Annotated in this window: 11 protein-coding genes and 1 tRNA gene; 6 read left to right on the forward strand and 6 right to left on the reverse strand. The window is 74.0% G+C overall.

From position 1 onward, the window contains the following. The first annotated feature begins 178 nt into the window (after positions 1-178). The 3 genes from KVS67_RS14345 (at position 179) to KVS67_RS06945 (ending at position 4,826) form a co-directional block, all read left to right on the forward strand. The gene (locus KVS67_RS14345; RefSeq protein WP_063189530.1) at positions 179-2,311 is read left to right on the forward strand and encodes a TPM domain-containing protein; all 2,133 of its coding nucleotides are present in this window, start codon (positions 179-181) and stop codon (positions 2,309-2,311) included. 116 nt (positions 2,312-2,427) lie between these two features. Next, on the forward strand, positions 2,428-3,246 hold the full coding sequence (locus KVS67_RS06940; protein ID WP_036341166.1) for a PspA/IM30 family protein: 819 nt from the start codon (positions 2,428-2,430) through the stop codon (positions 3,244-3,246). 179 nt (positions 3,247-3,425) lie between these two features. Then, positions 3,426-4,826, forward strand: coding sequence for a sodium/glutamate symporter (locus tag KVS67_RS06945; protein WP_036341163.1), 1,401 nt, complete (start codon positions 3,426-3,428; stop codon positions 4,824-4,826). A gap of 133 nt (positions 4,827-4,959) precedes the next feature. Here the strand turns inward: KVS67_RS06945 and KVS67_RS06950 are convergent. The 3 genes from KVS67_RS06950 to KVS67_RS06960 form a co-directional block, all read right to left on the reverse strand. Beyond that, positions 4,960-5,033 (reverse strand) — tRNA-Met (locus KVS67_RS06950). Positions 5,034-5,208: 175 nt separating this feature from the next. Then, on the reverse strand, positions 5,209-8,352 hold the full coding sequence (locus KVS67_RS06955) for a UPF0182 family protein (RefSeq protein ID WP_061867014.1): 3,144 nt from the start codon (positions 8,350-8,352) through the stop codon (positions 5,209-5,211). A 110-nt stretch (positions 8,353-8,462) separates the two neighbouring features. Continuing rightward, on the reverse strand, positions 8,463-9,533 hold the full coding sequence (locus tag KVS67_RS06960; protein ID WP_230594532.1) for a PDZ domain-containing protein: 1,071 nt from the start codon (positions 9,531-9,533) through the stop codon (positions 8,463-8,465). A 196-nt stretch (positions 9,534-9,729) separates the two neighbouring features. On the opposite strand from KVS67_RS06960, the gene KVS67_RS06965 reads away from it, so the two are divergent. Next, positions 9,730-11,130, forward strand: coding sequence for a zinc-dependent metalloprotease (locus KVS67_RS06965; RefSeq protein ID WP_041105129.1), 1,401 nt, complete (start codon positions 9,730-9,732; stop codon positions 11,128-11,130). Between the two features lie 64 nt (positions 11,131-11,194). On the opposite strand, the gene KVS67_RS06970 is transcribed toward KVS67_RS06965, so the two are convergent. Then, a complete protein-coding gene (locus KVS67_RS06970) occupies positions 11,195-11,866 on the reverse strand; it encodes a M48 family metallopeptidase (RefSeq protein ID WP_217565152.1) in 672 nt (223 codons plus the stop codon). A 97-nt stretch (positions 11,867-11,963) separates the two neighbouring features. On the opposite strand from KVS67_RS06970, the gene KVS67_RS06975 reads away from it, so the two are divergent. Further along, positions 11,964-12,692 carry a ThiF family adenylyltransferase gene (locus KVS67_RS06975; protein ID WP_041105125.1) on the forward strand — a complete coding sequence of 243 codons (729 nt, stop codon included), beginning with the start codon at positions 11,964-11,966 and terminating at the stop codon, positions 12,690-12,692. A gap of 42 nt (positions 12,693-12,734) precedes the next feature. On the opposite strand, the gene KVS67_RS06980 is transcribed toward KVS67_RS06975, so the two are convergent. After that, positions 12,735-14,864, reverse strand: a complete 2,130-nt coding sequence (locus KVS67_RS06980; protein ID WP_041105123.1) for an ATP-dependent DNA helicase UvrD2 — start codon at positions 14,862-14,864, stop codon at positions 12,735-12,737. Positions 14,865-14,879: 15 nt separating this feature from the next. Beyond that, entirely contained in the window at positions 14,880-15,869 is a 990-nt protein-coding gene (nudC, locus tag KVS67_RS06985) for an NAD(+) diphosphatase (RefSeq protein ID WP_036314348.1), read from the reverse strand. 176 nt (positions 15,870-16,045) lie between these two features. Between nudC and KVS67_RS06990 the strand changes: the two genes are divergently transcribed. Further along, a partial coding sequence (locus tag KVS67_RS06990) for a leucine zipper domain-containing protein (protein ID WP_254629268.1) occupies positions 16,046-16,176 on the forward strand: 131 nt, incomplete at its 3' end.

Here is a 16,176-nt window from a genome sequence, read left to right on the forward strand (position 1 = left end):
CACGCTAGCGTGCATGACTGAACGCCGCCTAGAGGTCGGCCGAACGTCCGCTCCTCCCACGGTTCCGGCCGCGCCGGATCCCTGGTGCCCGATTCCCACGCCGCCCTACACTCAACCCCAGGATCCGGCGGGTCCGCCCGGTGCGGCGGCTCGCCTCCGCCGTCGAAGGAGACCCCACATGACCGTGCTCACCCGCCCCGCCGATGTCGGCCGTCTGGCGCGTGCCGTGACCGCCGCGGGCCTGGGAGGTCTGGGCCTCCTGGTGGCGGCACCCACCGCGCAGGCCGTGGCGGTGCCGCCGGGCGTGTACGTGGTGGACGAGGCCGGTGTGCTCTCGACCTCGGATGAGCAGCGCCTGACCCAGGAGATCCAGGACCTACGCCGGGACACCGGGCAGGGGCTGTACGTCGTCTACGTGGATGAGTTCAGCACGGACGCCCAGACGCTGGCCCAGGACGTGGCGCGCCAGCGCGGGCTCGGGACGAACGACTCGGTCCTGGCGATCGCGGTCGAGGAGCGCGCCTATGGGCTGGACAGCGGCGGGGACGCGAACCTGCAGAACCAGGTGACGCGCACCTACGTGGGCCCGCAGCTGTCCAAGATCGGCACGGACCCCGGCTCGGCGGAATGGCTCGCGGTGGGCATCGCCGCGGTGCAGGGGCTCGACGACGCCGCCGACGGCACGCTCGACGGCACGGGGGCCAGCGGGGCCGAGTACGATCCGGCCGGCGCCCTGCCGGCCGGCACCACGGGCGGCGGGAGCACGGCCCAGGGCGCCTCCGACGGCGGTGGGGCCCTGACGGCGGTCCTCGGCGCAGGTGCGGTGGCCGCGGCCGTGGGCGGCGGCGTGCTCGTGGCCCGCAGCCGGAGGCGCACGCAGGGTGGCGCCGTCGAACGGGGCCGCACCGAGGAGGCCCGCCGCGACCCCCTCGACGAGCTCAGCGTGGAGCAGCTGCGCACCCAGGCCGGCTCGAAGCTCGTGGCCGCGGACGACGCCATCCGCTCCTCGGAACAGGAGCTGGGCTTCGCCGAGGCGTCCTACGGGGAGAAGTCCGTGGCGACGTTCCGCCAGGACATCGACCAGGCCAAGGAGCACATGCGGGCCTCGTTCCAGCTCCAGCACCAGCTCGACGACGAGATCCCGGACACCGAGGCCGAGCAGCGCGCCTGGCTCAAGGAGATCATCCAGCGCAGCGAGGCCGTGGGTGCGTCCCTGGCGGCGCACAAGAAGGAGTTCGACTCCCTGCGCGACCTCGAGAACCAGGTGCCCGAGGCCCTCGAGCGTCTCGAAGCCCGCCTGCCCGAGGCCCGGTCCCGGGTGCAGGACTCCGAGTCGGCGATCACCGCGCTGCACGGCCAGTACGCGGAGTCCGCCCTCGCCGAGGTCGCGGACAACGCGGCGCAGGCCCGGGAGAGGCTCGAGTTCGTGGAGACCGCCCTCGCGAAGTCGCGGAGCGCGTGGGAAGCCCAGGACCGCTCCACGGCGGCGCTGGCCGTGCGTGCCGCCGAGGAGGCGCTCAGCCAGGTGGACACGCTCACCGAGGCGGTCGGCAAGGCCGAAGGGTCCCTGCGGGCCATGCTGGGCAACCTGCAGACGGGCCTCGCCCAGTCCGAGCAGGACGTGGCCGAGGCCGAAGCGCTCGTGGCCAACGGATCGCACCCCGAGCTGGCCGGCCCGGTGGCGGGGATGAAGACCGCCGTGAACGCTGTGCGCCAGGCCCTCGCGGCCGGCCGCCCGGATCCCCTGGAGCTGCTCCACCAGCTCGAGGCCGCGCACCGCCAGCTCAACACCCCCCTTGCCGGCGTCCGCGACGCTCGCGAGCAGGCCCGCCAGGCCTCCCAGGTGCTCACCTCCACGATCGCCCAGGCACAGGCGCAGATCGACGGCACGGCCGACTTCATCGGCGCCCGACGCGGTGCCGTGGGCTCGGAGGCCCGGACCCGGCTCGCGGAGGCCGACCACACGCTGCGTTCGGCGATCAGCCTCGGCCGCACCGACCCCGTGGCCGCCCTCCAGCAGGCGCAGCGCGCCTCCCAGCTGGCCGAGCGCGCGAGCGAGCTGGCCCGCGCGGACGTCGAGGGCTTCGGCTACGGCCCAGGCATGGGCAGCAGGTACGGCACGCGCCCGCGCGCCGGAGTGGGCGGCAGCTTCGGCGGTGGCCTCGGCGGCGCGCTGCTCGGCGGCATCCTGATGAACTCGATCCTGAACAGCGGCCACGGTGACAGCTGGGGCGGCGGCGGCTTCGGCGGGTTCGACGGCGGCGGCCTCGGCGGCGGCGACTTCGGCGACATCTCCGGCGGCGGCTTCTGACCGCCGCCCCATGAACTCCGGCGCCTCGGGCGCCGGCCCGGCCCGCAGGAGCGGGACGGGGTGGACGCAGGCCGACGGTCTGCGCTGACGTGAAAGACCGACGAAAGGCAGACACCATGGTCAAGCAGTCCATCTTCGGCCGCATCAGCACGCTGGCGAAGGCCAACATCAACGCGATGCTGGACAAGGCCGAGGACCCCCAGAAGATGCTGGACCAGATGGTCCGCGACTACACGAACAACATCGCCGAGGCCGAGGCCGCCGTCGCCCAGACGATCGGCAACCTGCGGATGATCGAGGACGACTACCGCGAGGACCAGGACGCGTCCCGCAGCTGGGGCCAGAAGGCGCTGGCCGCCTCCCAGAAGGCCGACGACTTCCGCGCCAAGGGCGACACCGCCTCGGCGGACAAGTTCGACAACCTCGCCAAGGTGGCCATCGAGCGCCAGATGGACTTCGAGCGCCAGGCGAAGTCCGCGGAGCCGACCATCGCCTCGCAGCGCGAGATCGTCGAGCGCCTGAAGACCGGTCTGGACCAGATGAAGGTCAAGCGTCAGCAGCTGGTCGCCAAGCGCGACGAGCTGACCGCCCGCGCCAAGTCCGCCCACGCCCAGTCCGCGGTGGCCGACGCCGTGAAGTCGATCGACCTGCTGGACCCGACCTCGGAGGTCTCCCGCTTCGAGGAGAAGGTCCGTCGCGAGGAGGCCCGCGTGCGCGGCCAGCAGGAGATCGCCGCCTCCTCCCTCGACGCCCAGTTCGAGTCCCTCGAGGACCTCGGCGAGAAGACCGAGGTGGAGGCCCGCCTCGCCGCCCTCAAGGCCGGCGGCGCCGGCCAGGCCGCCCTCACCTCGGGCGACGTCGACGCCGACGAGACCCTCACCCTCGACTACGCGGCCGAGGGGACCGCCGAGGAGACCGGCACCGCGCGCGGCTGACCCCGCCCCTCCCCACGGCCCGTCGCCCGGCCCACGCCGGCGCGGCGGGCCGTCCTCGTGCGCCCCGGCCCGGTGCCCCTCCCGGACGCGCCCCGGCCCCCGCGCTCCTTTGGTACTGTCCCGGGGTCCCTCGGCACGCTCCGTGGGACACCCCCGTCCCCGCACAGAGGAAGAACCCCATGCAAGAGCAGTTCACGGCCTGGTCCGTGCTGGTCGACGCCGGCCTCATCGGCGCGCTCCTGGCCGTGGGCACGCTGGCCCGTGCCGTCATCACGCCCCTCCAGACCCTGATGATCCCGGCCTCCGTCATCGCGGGCATCCTGGGCCTGGCCCTCGGCCCGAACGGCCTGGGCTGGCTGCCGTTCAGCTCCCAGCTGGGCACGTACGGCTCGATCCTGATCGTCATCGTGTTCGTGTGCATCGCGCTCACCGACGACTTCGACGTCCGCAAGATCGGCCGCCCCGTGGGCGCGTTCGCGTCCTACGGCGTGCTGATCTACTCCTCCCAGGTGGCCATCGGCGCCCTCGTCACGCTGGTCCTCCTGCAGCCGCTGTTCGACGCGCCCGACTCGTTCGCCGCCCTGCTGTTCGCCGGCTGGGCGGGAGGCTTCGGCTCCGCGGCCGCCGTGGGCCAGGCGTACGCGGCCAACGGTGATGCGACCGTCACCTCGCTGGCCTACACCTCGGCCACCGTCGGCATGATCGTCGGCGTGGTGGGTGGCATCATCCAGGCCAAGATCGGCGCGCAGCGCGGCCACGCGCGGGAGTTCGCGGGCCTGACCTCCATCCCGGAGGAGCTGCGCACCGGGGTGCTGAACCAGGTGGAGGAACGCCCGGTCATCGGCCGGCACACCTTCTCGGCGGCCTCGGTGGAGTCGCTGGCCTTCCAGGTCGGCGTGGTCGCGATGATCGCGGCGGCCGCGCACGGCGTGGTCTCCTGGATCACGGCCGTGTGGCCGAGCGTCGTGGGTGAGGACGGTCCCCAGCTGATCATCCCCGCGTTCGCGATCGCGTTCCTCCTCGGCCTGATCGCCCGCGTCCTGTTCCAGGCCACGAAGACGGCGAAGTTCCTCGACCCGGGCTCGCTGAACTCGGTGTCCGGCACCGCCACGGACATCCTCATCGTCTGCGGCATCGCCGCGATCGCCCCGACCGTGGTCGTGGACTACTGGCAGCCGCTGCTGCTCCTGTTCGTGATCGGCCTCGCGCTGGCCCTGTTCCTGGGGATCGTCGTGGCGCCGCGCGTCATGACCGACGCGTGGTTCGAGAAGCAGCTGTTCACGTGGGGCTGGGCCACCGGCGCCGTCGCCACGGGCGTGGCCATGCTGCGCATCGTGGACCCGAAGCTGAAGTCCGGGACCATGGAGCAGTTCGGCGTGGCCTACATCCCGGTGGTGCCCGTGGAGATCGCGGCCGTGTCCTTCGTGCCGCTGCTGCTCCTCGCGGGCCTGTCCTGGGCCGTCGTCGGCATCTGGGGCGCCATCGCGGTCATCGCGATCATCGCTGCCGTCTGGCTGCGCCGCACCGACCCGGGCCGCCGCACCCCGGCCCAGCAGGCGGTCCGGGCCTCGAGCCGCTGACGCTCCCGCTCCCCCGCGTTGATCGCCCGAGGGCGGTCGGCTCGCCCGCCAGCACCGTGCCGGCGGGCCGGGGCGACCGGGTCCGGACATGCGAGAAGGCCCCCAGCAGATGCTGGGGGCCTTCTCCTTCTCGTTGCGGGGGCAGGATTTGAACCTGCGACCTCCGGGTTATGAGCCCGGCGAGCTACCGAACTGCTCCACCCCGCGGCGACTTCTAGAACTATACACACCTGTCCCGTCGAGTTCAAATCAGCGTCAGCACCCCGCCATCCGGCGGCCATGCGGCGGCCATCTGCCCCGAGACGACAGCGGCCCCGACCACGCGCGGTGCGTGGCCGGGGCCGTCGTCGACGGTCCGGCGGGCCCGGCCCGCCGACGCCCGTCAGCCGCTCGGCGTCGGGCTGGGGCTCGACGACGGCGCGGGGCTCGCCTCGGCCGGGGCCTGGTCCTGGGCAGGCGCGTCGCCGCCCAGGGCGTCGTCGGCGGCGGTGGCACGCTTCAGGGCCTCGTTGAGACGCTTCTGCTGCTCGCCGTAGCCGGCCCAGTCGCCCTCGGCCAGACGCTCCTGGCCCTGGGTCAGGGCGTCCTGCGCCTCCTCGAGGGCCGCCGAGAGCTCCTCCTCGACCGTGCCCGGAGCCGACGGCTCCTCGCCCGGGGCGGGCGCCTCCGCCTGGTTCTCCTCCGGGGTGACCGCGCCCGAGTCGCCGTCGAACACCTGGTCCAGGGCCTCCTGGAGGGTGTCCGCGAAGCCGACCTTGTCGCCGAACGAGACGAGCACCTTGCGCAGCGTCGGGTAGGTGGTGCCGCCCGAGGAGCGGACGTACACCGGCTGGACGTAGAGGATGCCGCCGGCCACCGGCAGGGTGATCATGTTGCCGTTGAGCACCTCGGACGCGCCCTGGCGCAACAGGTTCAGCTCCCGCGAGACGTCCGCGTTCGAGTCGAAGTTCGCCTGCGCCTGGCCAGGGCCGGGCACCGTGGTGGACCGCGGCAGCTCGAGCAGTCGGAGCTGCCCGTAGCCCTCGGCCTTCACGCCGTCCTCCCCCGTGCCGGCGTCGCCGGCGGCGGAGAGGAACCCGTAGAGCACGTTGCGCTGCTGGGCACCGTCCGTGATCTGCGGTATGTAGCTGCTGGTGAGGGAGAACGCCGGCTCGTCCTGGCCGGGCATCTGCAGCGTCATGTAGTACGGCGGCTGCTTGACGTCCTCCTCGCGCGTGGGGTCCGACGGCACGGACCACGCGTCGTTGTTCTCGTAGAAGTCGTCCGCGTCGGTCACGTGGTAGCGGCCGAGCAGCTCGCGCTGGACCTTGAACATGTCCTCCGGGTAGCGGACGTGGTCCAGGAGTCCGGCGCTCATCTCCGAGTACGGGCGCAGCGAGGACGGGTAGACGTTCTGCCAGGCCTGCAGCAGCGGATCCTGGTCGTCCCACGCGTAGAGAGACACCGAGCCGTCGTACGCGTCCACCGTCGCCTTCACCGAGTTGCGGATGTAGTTCACCCGGCCCTGGAGCGCCGGGTTCTGGCCCTGGCTCAGGGAGTCCACCGTGACCTCGCCCAGCTGCTGGGCGGTGGAGTACGGGAACTGGTCCGAGGTCGTGTAGGCGTCCACGATCCACTGCACGCGGCCGTCGACGATCGCCGGGTAGGGGGCGGTGTCCACCGTCAGGTAGGGCGCGACCTTGCGGACGCGCTCGGCCGGGTCGCGATCGTAGAGGATCTGCGAGGCCTCGTTCACGTCCGAGGACAGCACGAGCTCGGGCGAGCCGAACTTCACCGCGTACGCGAGCCGGTTGAAGAGGTTGCCCACCGAGGGGCCGCCGTCGCCGGAGAAGGTGTACGCCGTGTCCTCCTGGGAGTCGGCCGTCTGCGGCCGGTCGCGTTCGACGGCCGGCGCGCCCTCGGGCGCACCCACCACCGAGTACGAGGGCGAGTTGTGCCCGAAGTAGATGCGCGGCTCGTAGTCCTGGTCGGAGGCCAGCGGCCCGCGCGTGGGGATCTCGGAGAGCAGCCACTGGGGCCGGCCGCCGGCCGCGACCTCGGAGGCGTCGGCCACGACCATGCCGTAGCCGTGCGTGTAGATGGTGTGGCGGTTCACCCACGACTGGGAGTCGTCCACGTTGACGTCACGGGCCGCCAGAATGGTGTCCCGCGTCTGGCCGTCCACCTCGTAGCGGTCCACGTGCAGGGTGGTGGGGAACGCGTAGTACGGACGGAACTGCTGGAGCTGCCCGAAGGTCTGGGAGATCAGGTTCGGGTCCATGAGACGGACGTTGGCCGTGTTGGCCTCCTCGCCCGCCAGGGCCCCGGCCTCGGTGTCCGTGGCGCCCTCATAGTTCGTCACCTCGACGTCGTCCAGGCCGTACGCCTCGCGCGTCATGGCGATGTTCCGCTCGATGTACTGGGATTCGAGCGTGCGCTCGGACGGCTTCACCTGGTACTCCTGCACGATGAAGGGGTACGCCGTGCCCACCACGAGCGCCGTGATGACCAGGACCGCGGTGCCGATCAGCGACAGCCGCCACCGGCCCGAGACCACCGTCCACACGAACAGGCCGGCCACGATCACGGCCGTGACCGCCAGGATCGCCGACGTCGGGATGACCGCGTTCACGTCCGTGTAGAGCGCGCCGGCCCAGTTGCCGGTCTGCGACTGCGTGGTGCGGTAGCGGTTGAGCCAGAAGTTGACGCCCTGCAGCAGCAGGAACACGGCCAGGGTGATGCCGATGTGGGCGCGCGCCGCCGGGGTGATCCGCACGCCGCCGCCCTCCTCCACGCGCACCGCGCCGTACAGGTAGTGCACCAGAAGACCGGTGATGCCGGAGACCAGGACCACCGAGATCAGGTACCCGACCACGAGCGTCAGGAACGGCAGGGTGGCCATGAAGAACATGAGGTCCAGGCCGAACTCCGGGTCCGCCTGGCCGTAGGGCACCTGGTTCAGGAACAGCAGGACCGTGTTCCACCCGTTCATCGCGGTGGAGCCGGCGAACACGCCGAGCACGAGCGGGACACCCAGGAACACCAGGCGCCGGATGGGCTCCAGCTGGCGCTGGGCCTGGCTGAGCGAGTCCCGCGCGGCCGCGGACGCGTCCGCGGGGCGGTGGCGCCAGGCCGTGCGGATCGCCAGCCACACGGCGAGGGCCATCCCGAGCCCGGCGATCAGGAACAGCGCGGCCTTGGCGACGACCTCGGTCCAGAAGACCTCGGTGAAGCCCAGCTGCGAGAACCACAGCACGTCCGTGTAGACGTTCGTGAACACCACGAACAGCCCCACGAGCACGGCCACCGCGATGATGGTCAGCACGAGCGCGCTCGGCCGGCCCGGCCGGCCCCTGCCGCGCGCGGCGGAGGACCCGCCCCCGCCGAACGGGCCACCAGGACCGCGGTCGCCGTCGTCGCCCGGGCCGCGCGGGGCGCCGCCGAAGGGGCCGAACGCCCCGAACGGGCCGGACTGGCCCCCGGCGGTCCCGCCGCCGTCACGGGGCGGGCCGCCGAACGGTCCGCCGCCTCCCTGTCCGAAGCTCACTGCTCTGTCCTCTTCCCTCCCGCGTCCGCGGGGCTCTGCTCCGGTCCGGGGCGCTGCGCCCCGGACATGTCGTCCGGTCTGGTGGTCTGGTGGTCCTGGTGTGCGTCGGCTCAGCCGCACGTCCGGGCGGCGGCCGGGCTCTCCCCCCGGGCCACCGCCTCGACGATGTCGCGGGCCTGGCCCAGCGTGTCCACGGGGTACACCGTCAGACCCTCGGGCACACGGCCGGCCAGCTCCTCGCAGTTCGCCGTGGGGGCGAGGAACGTCGTGGCCCCCGCCTCGGCGGCGCCGCGCACCTTCTGCGGGATCCCGCCGATGGGACCCACGACGCCGTCCCCCGAGATCGTGCCCGTTCCCGCGATCGGGGCGCCCCCCGTCATCGCGCCCGGGGTCAGCCGCTCGATCACGGTGAGCGCGAACATCAGACCCGCCGAGGGCCCGCCGATGTCCGGCACGGTCAGCTCGACGTCCACCGGGACGTCGTAGGCGGTCTCGATCAGGGCCCCCATCTGCCACGGCTGGGGCGCGCCCTCGGGGGCGGCCGCCACCGGCACCTCGAGGTCCTGCTCCACGCCGTCGCGGCGGACCGTCAGCGTGACCGGGTCGGGCCCCGCGGCCCCGACGGCGGCGCGCACGGCCTCCAGGTCGGCCACGGGCCGTCCCTCGGCGGCGATCACCTCGTCCCCGGCCCGCAGGACACCCTCGGCGGGCCCGCCGGACACGAGCTGCTGCACGACGAGCCGCTGGGGCACCTCCCGGCCGAGCTCGTGCAGGGCCGCGGCGGTCGCGGTCTGCTGGGAGTCCGACATGGCCGCCGAATTGGCCTCGCCGACCTCGTCGGAGGTGACGCCGGTGGGATACATCAGCTCGCGCGGGGCCACGTCCACGGCGGGGTCCGTCAGGCCGCGGCCGAGATCGAGCAGGGAGGTGGTGCCGATGGGAGGACCCCCGACCATCACGGTGGTCATGTGCAGGGTCCCCTCACCCGGGTCCGCCTCGCCGCCCTCGACGCGCAGCACGGGTCGACCCTCGCGTTCGCCCAGCAGGTCCACGGCGGGGCCGGGGCCCTCGAGGATGTAGGGGGTGGGGGCCAGCAGTGCCAGCCCGGCGCTGCCCAGGGCGAGCCATCCGGAGAAGGGCACGCGGGCGGCGCGGGTGGTCCTCGAGGGCACTGCGCGCACGCGACACCGTCTTTCCTGGGGGTCCTGATCGGGCCGTCCTCGCCGCCGGGCACGGGCCGCGCGGCGACGGTCACACCAGTCTACGCGGGGCCGCGACCCCCGCCTGCCCCGCGCGACGCCGTGCGCCATGGGCGAACCGCGCCGCCGCGACGTCGGGAGGGCGGGCGCGTCGCGCCGACGCGGATACGCTGGAGACATGAGCAACGACGCGCGCACGCCCGGATCCGACGACGGCCGCGACCCCCTGGAGGAGATGCTGCGGCAGCTCTTCGGCGGCCAGGGCCCCGACCCGGACGAAGTCCGACGCGCCATGGAGGGCCTGGGCGGCCCCGGCGGGGTGCCCTTCGACCCGTCCCAGCTGAATCCGGCCATGATGCAGCAGGCCATGGCCCAGTTCCAGGCGATGATGAGCTCCGGCTCCGGCTCGGACGGCCCCGTGAACTGGTCTCTGGCGAAGCAGGCCGCCCGCCAGGCCGTGGCCGGCGAGGACCCGGCCGTCGGCTCGTTCGCGCGACGCGAGGTGGACGAGGCGCTGCGGCTGGCCGAGCTGTGGCTCGACGGCGTCACGCAGACCGAGCCCGTCGGCAGCGTCGGCGTGGCCTGGTCCCGTGCCGAGTGGGTGGAGGCGACCATGGACCAGTGGCGCCGGCTCACCGAGCCCGTGGCCATCTCGATGTCCCGTGCGATGTCCGCGGCCATCGAGCAGCAGCTGCCGGGTCAGCTCCCCGAGGGCATGGACGCCTCCCTGCTCGGCGGGCTGCAGCCCATGCTGAAGAACATGGGCGGCACGATGTTCGGCCTGCAGCTCGGGGGCGCCGTGGGCGCCCTGGGCAAGGAGGTGCTCTCGGGCACGGACATCGGCCTGCCCGTCGCCGGCCACCGTCTCGCCCTCGTCCCCGTGAACATCGAGGAGTTCGGCGACGGGCTCTCGGTGCCGGACGACCAGATCCGCATCTACCTGGCCCTGCGTGAGGCCGCACGCATGCGCCTGTTCCTGCACTCGCCGTGGCTCGAGCGGGACCTGTACGCCGCCGTCGAGCAGTACGCCGCGGGCATCCGCCTGGACACCGAGGGCATCGAGCGGGCCGCGCAGTCGGTGGACCCGATGGACCCCGGTTCCCTGCAGGCCGTGTTCGACGGGGCGTCCTTCATCGCCGCCCCGGACGCCACCCAGCAGGCCGCGCTGGACCAGCTGGAGCTGCTCGTCGCCCTCGTGGAGGGCTGGGTGGACGTGGTGGTCGCCGAGGCCGCGCGCCCGCTCGAGTCGGCGGCCGCCCTGCGCGAGACCATGAACCGCCGCCGCGCCTCGGGTGGCCCGGCCGAACAGGCCTTCGCCGCCCTCGTGGGCCTCGAGCTGCGCCCGCGCCGCCTGCGCGAGGCCGCCGCGTTCTGGGAGCACGTCACGGCCGAGCACGGCACGGAGTATCGCGAGGAGATCTGGCGCCATCCCGAGCGTCAGCCCACGGCGGAGGACCTCGAGGACCCCGCCGGGTACACCGGGCGCCGCTCCGCCGCGGACGCCAGCACCGAGTCCCTCGACGACGAGCTGCGCAAGCTCCTCGAGGGCGGCTTCGGCGACGCGCCGCGCGAGGGCTGAGCCCCTTTCGGCACGACGGCCGCGGGCGGCCCGGCACCTCGGGTGCGGGCCGCCCGCCGTCGTGTCAACCCGCGTCCTCGTCCTCCGCCCACCGGTCCGGCGCCGTGCGACCGCGGCCCTCGGCGAAGGTGACCCCGTCGAGGAAGGCCATCGCCTCGGCGTAGCGCGGGTACCGGTCCACGAGGCGTCGGAAGGCCGGGCCGTGTCCGGACTCCAGCAGGTGGGCCAGCTCGTGGACGAGCACCGCCGCCACCACCCAGTCCGGCATGCCGCGCAGCTGCGTCGAGAGCCGGATGGTGCCGCGCCCCGGCGTGCACGAGCCCCAGCGGCGGCGCTGCCGGGCCGACCACGTGACCGAGACCGGACGGGCCCGCCCGCCCAGGTGTGCCGCCGAGAGCCGTCCCGCCCAGGCCAGGAGCGCGTCGTCGGAGCGGGCGTCGGCGGGGCGGCCGTCCGGGTCGGCCGCGGGCTGCCCCGTCCCACCGCGTGCGCCCACCTTCGCGACTATCCGGCCGATCCACTCGCGCTCCTGCGCGGCCGAGAGACGGGCCGGGACGTTGACCTGCAGGCGGCCGTCGCGCCACGCCGCCGAGACGGTGCGGGTGCGGGCCGTGGAGCGCACGAGCCGCACGGGCGTGCCCTCCCAGTCCAGGTCGGTGCTCTCGCGGGCGGGACCGCGGTGGGCGGCCGGGACGGCACGCGGAGGGCGGCCGGGGGCGGGCGGGACAGGGCGCATCGGGCCATTCTCCGGCATGGGCCGCAGGCTGTGGACAATCCGGCGCGGTCCGGGGGCGCCCTGGCAGGGTGGGAGGCACCGAGCCGAGAGGAGAGCCGTGCGCACCGTCGCCGAGACCGTCACCACCGTCCCTCATGACACCGCCGCGTCAGCGCCGGAGCCGGGGGTGTGGGCCCCGCCGACCGACGTCCATGTGGCGGGCCTCGACGCGGTGGGCGCGGCGATCGCCCACGCCCTGGCGGGGGCCGGGGCGCTGCGCCTGGCCCTGTGGGATCCGCGGCCCGTCGACGCCGCGGACCTGGGGACCGGCCTGCTGCCCGGGGACCTCGGTCGGCCCCGGGCGGGTGCGCTCGAGCGCCGGCTGGGCGACGTGGCCCCCGGGCTGCGCCTCTACGCGCACCACGGCCCGGTGCCGGTGCTCGTGGGGCAGGCGACGGTGGCGGTGGGGTCCGTGCTCGACGCGGACCTGGCCGCGCAGGCCCTGGCCGCCGACCACCCGCTGCTGCCGGTCACGGTGGGACCGAAGGCGGTCACGGTCGGACCGTGGTGCGCCCCCGGGGTGCGCGGGTGCCCGCTGTGCCGATGGCCCGCGGATCCGACGGGCGTCCCCGATGCCCCGACGGCGCCCGGCCCGTCGGCGCACCGGGGACAGGTGGACGGGCTCGCGGCGCTGCGGGCCGCCGTGCTGACCGTGGACGCGCTGCGGGCCGGACCGGCCCCCGGCGTGCTGCGGGCCGATCGGGTGACGGGACGCACGCGCCGGGTGCGGGTCCGCCCCCGGCCCGGCTGTGCCTGCGACCCGGACGCGCTCGGCTGGGCGTTCTGAGGGGGTCGGCGCCGCCGGCGGAACGGAGCGCGGGTCCGCGGCTCAGGCCGCCGGGGTGCCGTGCAGCAGCTCGAGCAGCTCCGGTCCGTGCTTCTCCAGCTTGGACTTGCCGAGGCCGGGCACCTTCAGCAGCTCTGCCGGGGTCTTCGGCATGGCCTCGGCGATGGCCACGAGGGTGGCGTCCGTGAACACCACGAACGCGGGCATCCGCATCTCGGCGGCCGTGCGGGTGCGCCAGTCGCGCAGCTCCTCGAGCACCGCCTCGTCGTAGGTGGCGGGGCAGTCCAGGCAGCGGCCGACCTTGCGCTCGGCTCCCGTCTCGAGGGGCTTGCCGCACGTGCGGCACACGGCGACCTTCGCGCCCCGGCGCCGCGGCGCCGTCGGGCCCGCCGCGGAACCACGGGCCGGGGCGTGCTCGCGGGTGCCGCCGAGGGTCGGGTCGATGGCCCACAGGAACCGGGAGGGCCGCCGGGTGGAGCGCCCGCCCGTGCCCCGCGAGAGCGTCCACGTCAGCGACAGGTGCTGGCGGGCACGCGTGATGCCCACGTAGAGCAGGCGCCGTTCCTCGTCCACCTCGGCCTGGGTCTCCGCGAAGGAGATCGGCATGAGCCCCTCGGACAGGCCCACGAGGAACACCGCGTCCCACTCGAGGCCCTTGGCCGAGTGCAGCGAGGCCAGGGTGATGCCCTGCACCGTCGGCGCGTGCTGGTGCTGGGCACGCTCGTCGAGCTCGGCCACGAGCTCGGTCAACGTGAACTCGGCCCCGCGCGTCGTGGCGAGCTGGTCGGCGAGGTTGACGAGGGCGTGCAGGGACTCCCACCGTTCACGGGCCGCGCCGGAGGCCGCCGGCGGTTCGGCGGAGTAGCCGAGCGAGGAGAGCACGTCCCGCACCCGGTCCGTGACGTCGTCGCCCGTCAGGTCCTGGGCGGCGCGGGCGGCGGCCCGCAGCTGCAGGATGCCGTCGCGCACCTCGCGCCGGGAGAAGAACCGCTCGCCGCCGCGCAGCTGGTAGCCGATGCCCGCCGAGGACAGCGCCGTCTCGAAGGCCTGGGACTGGCCGTTGGTGCGGAACAGGACGGCGATCTCGGAGGCCGGCACGCCGTCGTCGATCAGCGCCGCGATCCGGTCTGCGACCCAGCCGGCCTCGGCCTCGTCGTCGGTGCACTCCGCGAACACGAGGTCGGGGCCGGCCGGCCGCTGGGAGACGAGCTCGAGGGGGTCGGGCCAGCGCGGCATCGTGCGGTCCCGCTCCCCCGCCTTGGTGCGGTCCGCCAGCAGGCGGTTGGCCGCCTCCACGATCTGCGGGCTGGACCGGTAGTCACGCACGAGACGGACCACCGTGGCCGCGGGATACCGCTCACGGAAGTCGGTGAGGAAGCGGGAGGTCGCGCCCGTGAACGAGTAGATCGTCTGAGAGGCGTCGCCGACGACGCACAGGTCGCCGCGGTCGCCGAGCCAGAGGTCGAGCAGGCGGTGCTGCAGCGGCGAGACGTCCTGGTACTCGTCCACCACGAACACGCGGTACTGGTCCCGGATCGTGGCCGCGATCTGCGGCTCGGTGGACAGGATCCCCACGAGGATCAGCAGCACGTCCTCGAAGTCGATCATGTTCCGGGCTGTCTTGGCCTCCTCGTAGCCGGTGTAGAGACGGGCGACGGTGGTGGCGGTCCAGCCGGCGGGCATCTCCCGCTCCTTCGCGGCCTCGGCGTAGCCCTCGGGGGCGTGCAGGGAGACCTTGGCCCATTCGATCTCGCCGGCGAGGTCGCGCAGGCCGGCCCGGTCCACGGTCATGCGCATGCGCTGGGCGACCTCCGTGAGCAGGCGCACCTTGTTCTCGATCAGCGAGGGCATGGGCCCGCCCACGGCCTGGGGCCAGAAGTACTGCAGCTGGCGCAGGGCCGCCGAGTGGAACGTGCGGGCCTGGACGCCGGCCACGCCGAGGTCGCGCAGGCGGGTGCGCATCTCCGCGGCGGCGCGCGCCGTGAAGGTCAGGGCGAGGGTGCGGTGCGGGTCGAAGACGCCGGAGGCCACGCCGTAGGCGATGCGGTGCGTGATGGCGCGGGTCTTGCCGGTGCCGGCGCCGGCCAGGATGCAGACGGGCCCGTGCAGGGCCGTGGCGGCCCGGCGCTGCTCCGGGTCGAGGCCGCGGAGGATCTCGTCGGGAGTGCTCATGCGGGACGAGTCCTCCTAGGTGATCAGGGTCTGCGCATCGGGCAGCATCCCACCGTACCAATCCTCGATGAGCGCCCGCGCGATGGACACGGCCCCGGGCAGGGTGACGTCGCCCTCGCGGGCCAGATGCGCGAGCTCCTTCCGCTCGAACCAGCGCACGGAGAGGATCTCCTCGCCGTCCGGAACCGGCTCGACGCCGGCCGGGGCCAGGGCGGTGAACCCGAGCATGAGCGAGCGCGGGAACGGCCACGGCTGGGAGCCGCGGTAGCGCGGGTGCGTCACCGTGATCCCGGACTCCTCCGCGATCTCCCGGACCACCGCGTGCTCCAGGGACTCCCCCGGCTCCACGAACCCGGCCAGGCAGGAGTACAGCCCCTCGGGCCACGCCGCGTTGCGGCCCAACAGGATCCGCCCGGCCGGGTCGATGACGGCCACGATCACCGCCGGGTCCGTGCGCGGGAACTGCTCCCGGGAGCAGTCGCGGCAGCGACGCACCCAGCCGGCCGCCTCGACGTCCGTGACGCCGCCGCAGAACGCGCAGAAGCGGTGGGTGGCGTGCCAGTTGGCGTTCGCGACGGCGGCCACGAACAGCCCGGTGTCCGCGTCGCTGAGGGCGGCGGCCGCATCGCGGAGGCCGACCCACACGGCGTCGGCGAGCGCGGCGGCCGCGTCCTCGGGCAGGGCCGCCGGCGGCTCGACGGCGACGGAGACCACCTCGCGCTCCCGCCCGTGCGGGCCCCGGTCCGCCGCGGTGCCGCGGCCCAGATACGCGGCCTCGGCCGGCACGGGACCGGAGGGCGCGGTGAAGACGAGCCGGCCGTCCGCGACCGGTGCGCGGCCGCCCTGCAGCCACAGGACCTCCGTCCCCTCGCGCGCCCAGGACGCCGCCAGGTGGCCCGGGTCGAGGCGGGCCACGGCACCGCGGTCCAGCTCCTCGCGGGCCAGCGGCAGGGCCAGGGGTGGTGCGGCGGTGGGGTCGGACGACGACGGGGGGCAGGAAGCCATGCGTCCAGGCTAGCGACCCGTCTCCGGTGCGCCCGACGACGGGGGAGGGCGTTCCGCGCCTAGGTGTTGTGGGGCATGAGGTTCTTGACATGGGTGCCGGGCTGAGATGAGACGAGCGGACCTCTCCCGCAGGATGGAAGTTCCTCAACAACCCACCTGCCAGAAGAGACCCGCTCATGACTCACGCTAACGCACCCCTGACCCCCACTGGCCGTCTCAGGATGGTCCAACGCCACCTGCACGACGGGATCCCGCAGGCACACGTGGCAGCCGAGTTCCGGGTGAGCCGGCCCACGGTGGCCACCTG

It is taken from the genome of Micrococcus sp. GbtcB5 (assembly GCF_019091605.1).
Taxonomy (GTDB): Bacteria; Actinomycetota; Actinomycetes; order Actinomycetales; family Micrococcaceae; genus Micrococcus; species Micrococcus luteus.

What these genes read in the sequence shown, in the direction of transcription:
- KVS67_RS06965 (WP_041105129.1), top strand. Translation starts at nt 9,730, where the DNA reads ATGAGCAACGACGCGCGCACGCCCGGATCCGACGACGGCCGCGACCCC.
- KVS67_RS06940 (WP_036341166.1), top strand. Translation starts at nt 2,428, where the DNA reads ATGGTCAAGCAGTCCATCTTCGGCCGCATCAGCACGCTGGCGAAGGCC.
- KVS67_RS06945 (WP_036341163.1), top strand. Translation starts at nt 3,426, where the DNA reads ATGCAAGAGCAGTTCACGGCCTGGTCCGTGCTGGTCGACGCCGGCCTC.
- nudC (WP_036314348.1), bottom strand. Translation starts at nt 15,869, where the DNA reads ATGGCTTCCTGCCCCCCGTCGTCGTCCGACCCCACCGCCGCACCACCC.
- KVS67_RS14345 (WP_063189530.1), top strand. Translation starts at nt 179, where the DNA reads ATGACCGTGCTCACCCGCCCCGCCGATGTCGGCCGTCTGGCGCGTGCC.
- KVS67_RS06980 (WP_041105123.1), bottom strand. Translation starts at nt 14,864, where the DNA reads ATGAGCACTCCCGACGAGATCCTCCGCGGCCTCGACCCGGAGCAGCGC.
- KVS67_RS06970 (WP_217565152.1), bottom strand. Translation starts at nt 11,866, where the DNA reads ATGCGCCCTGTCCCGCCCGCCCCCGGCCGCCCTCCGCGTGCCGTCCCG.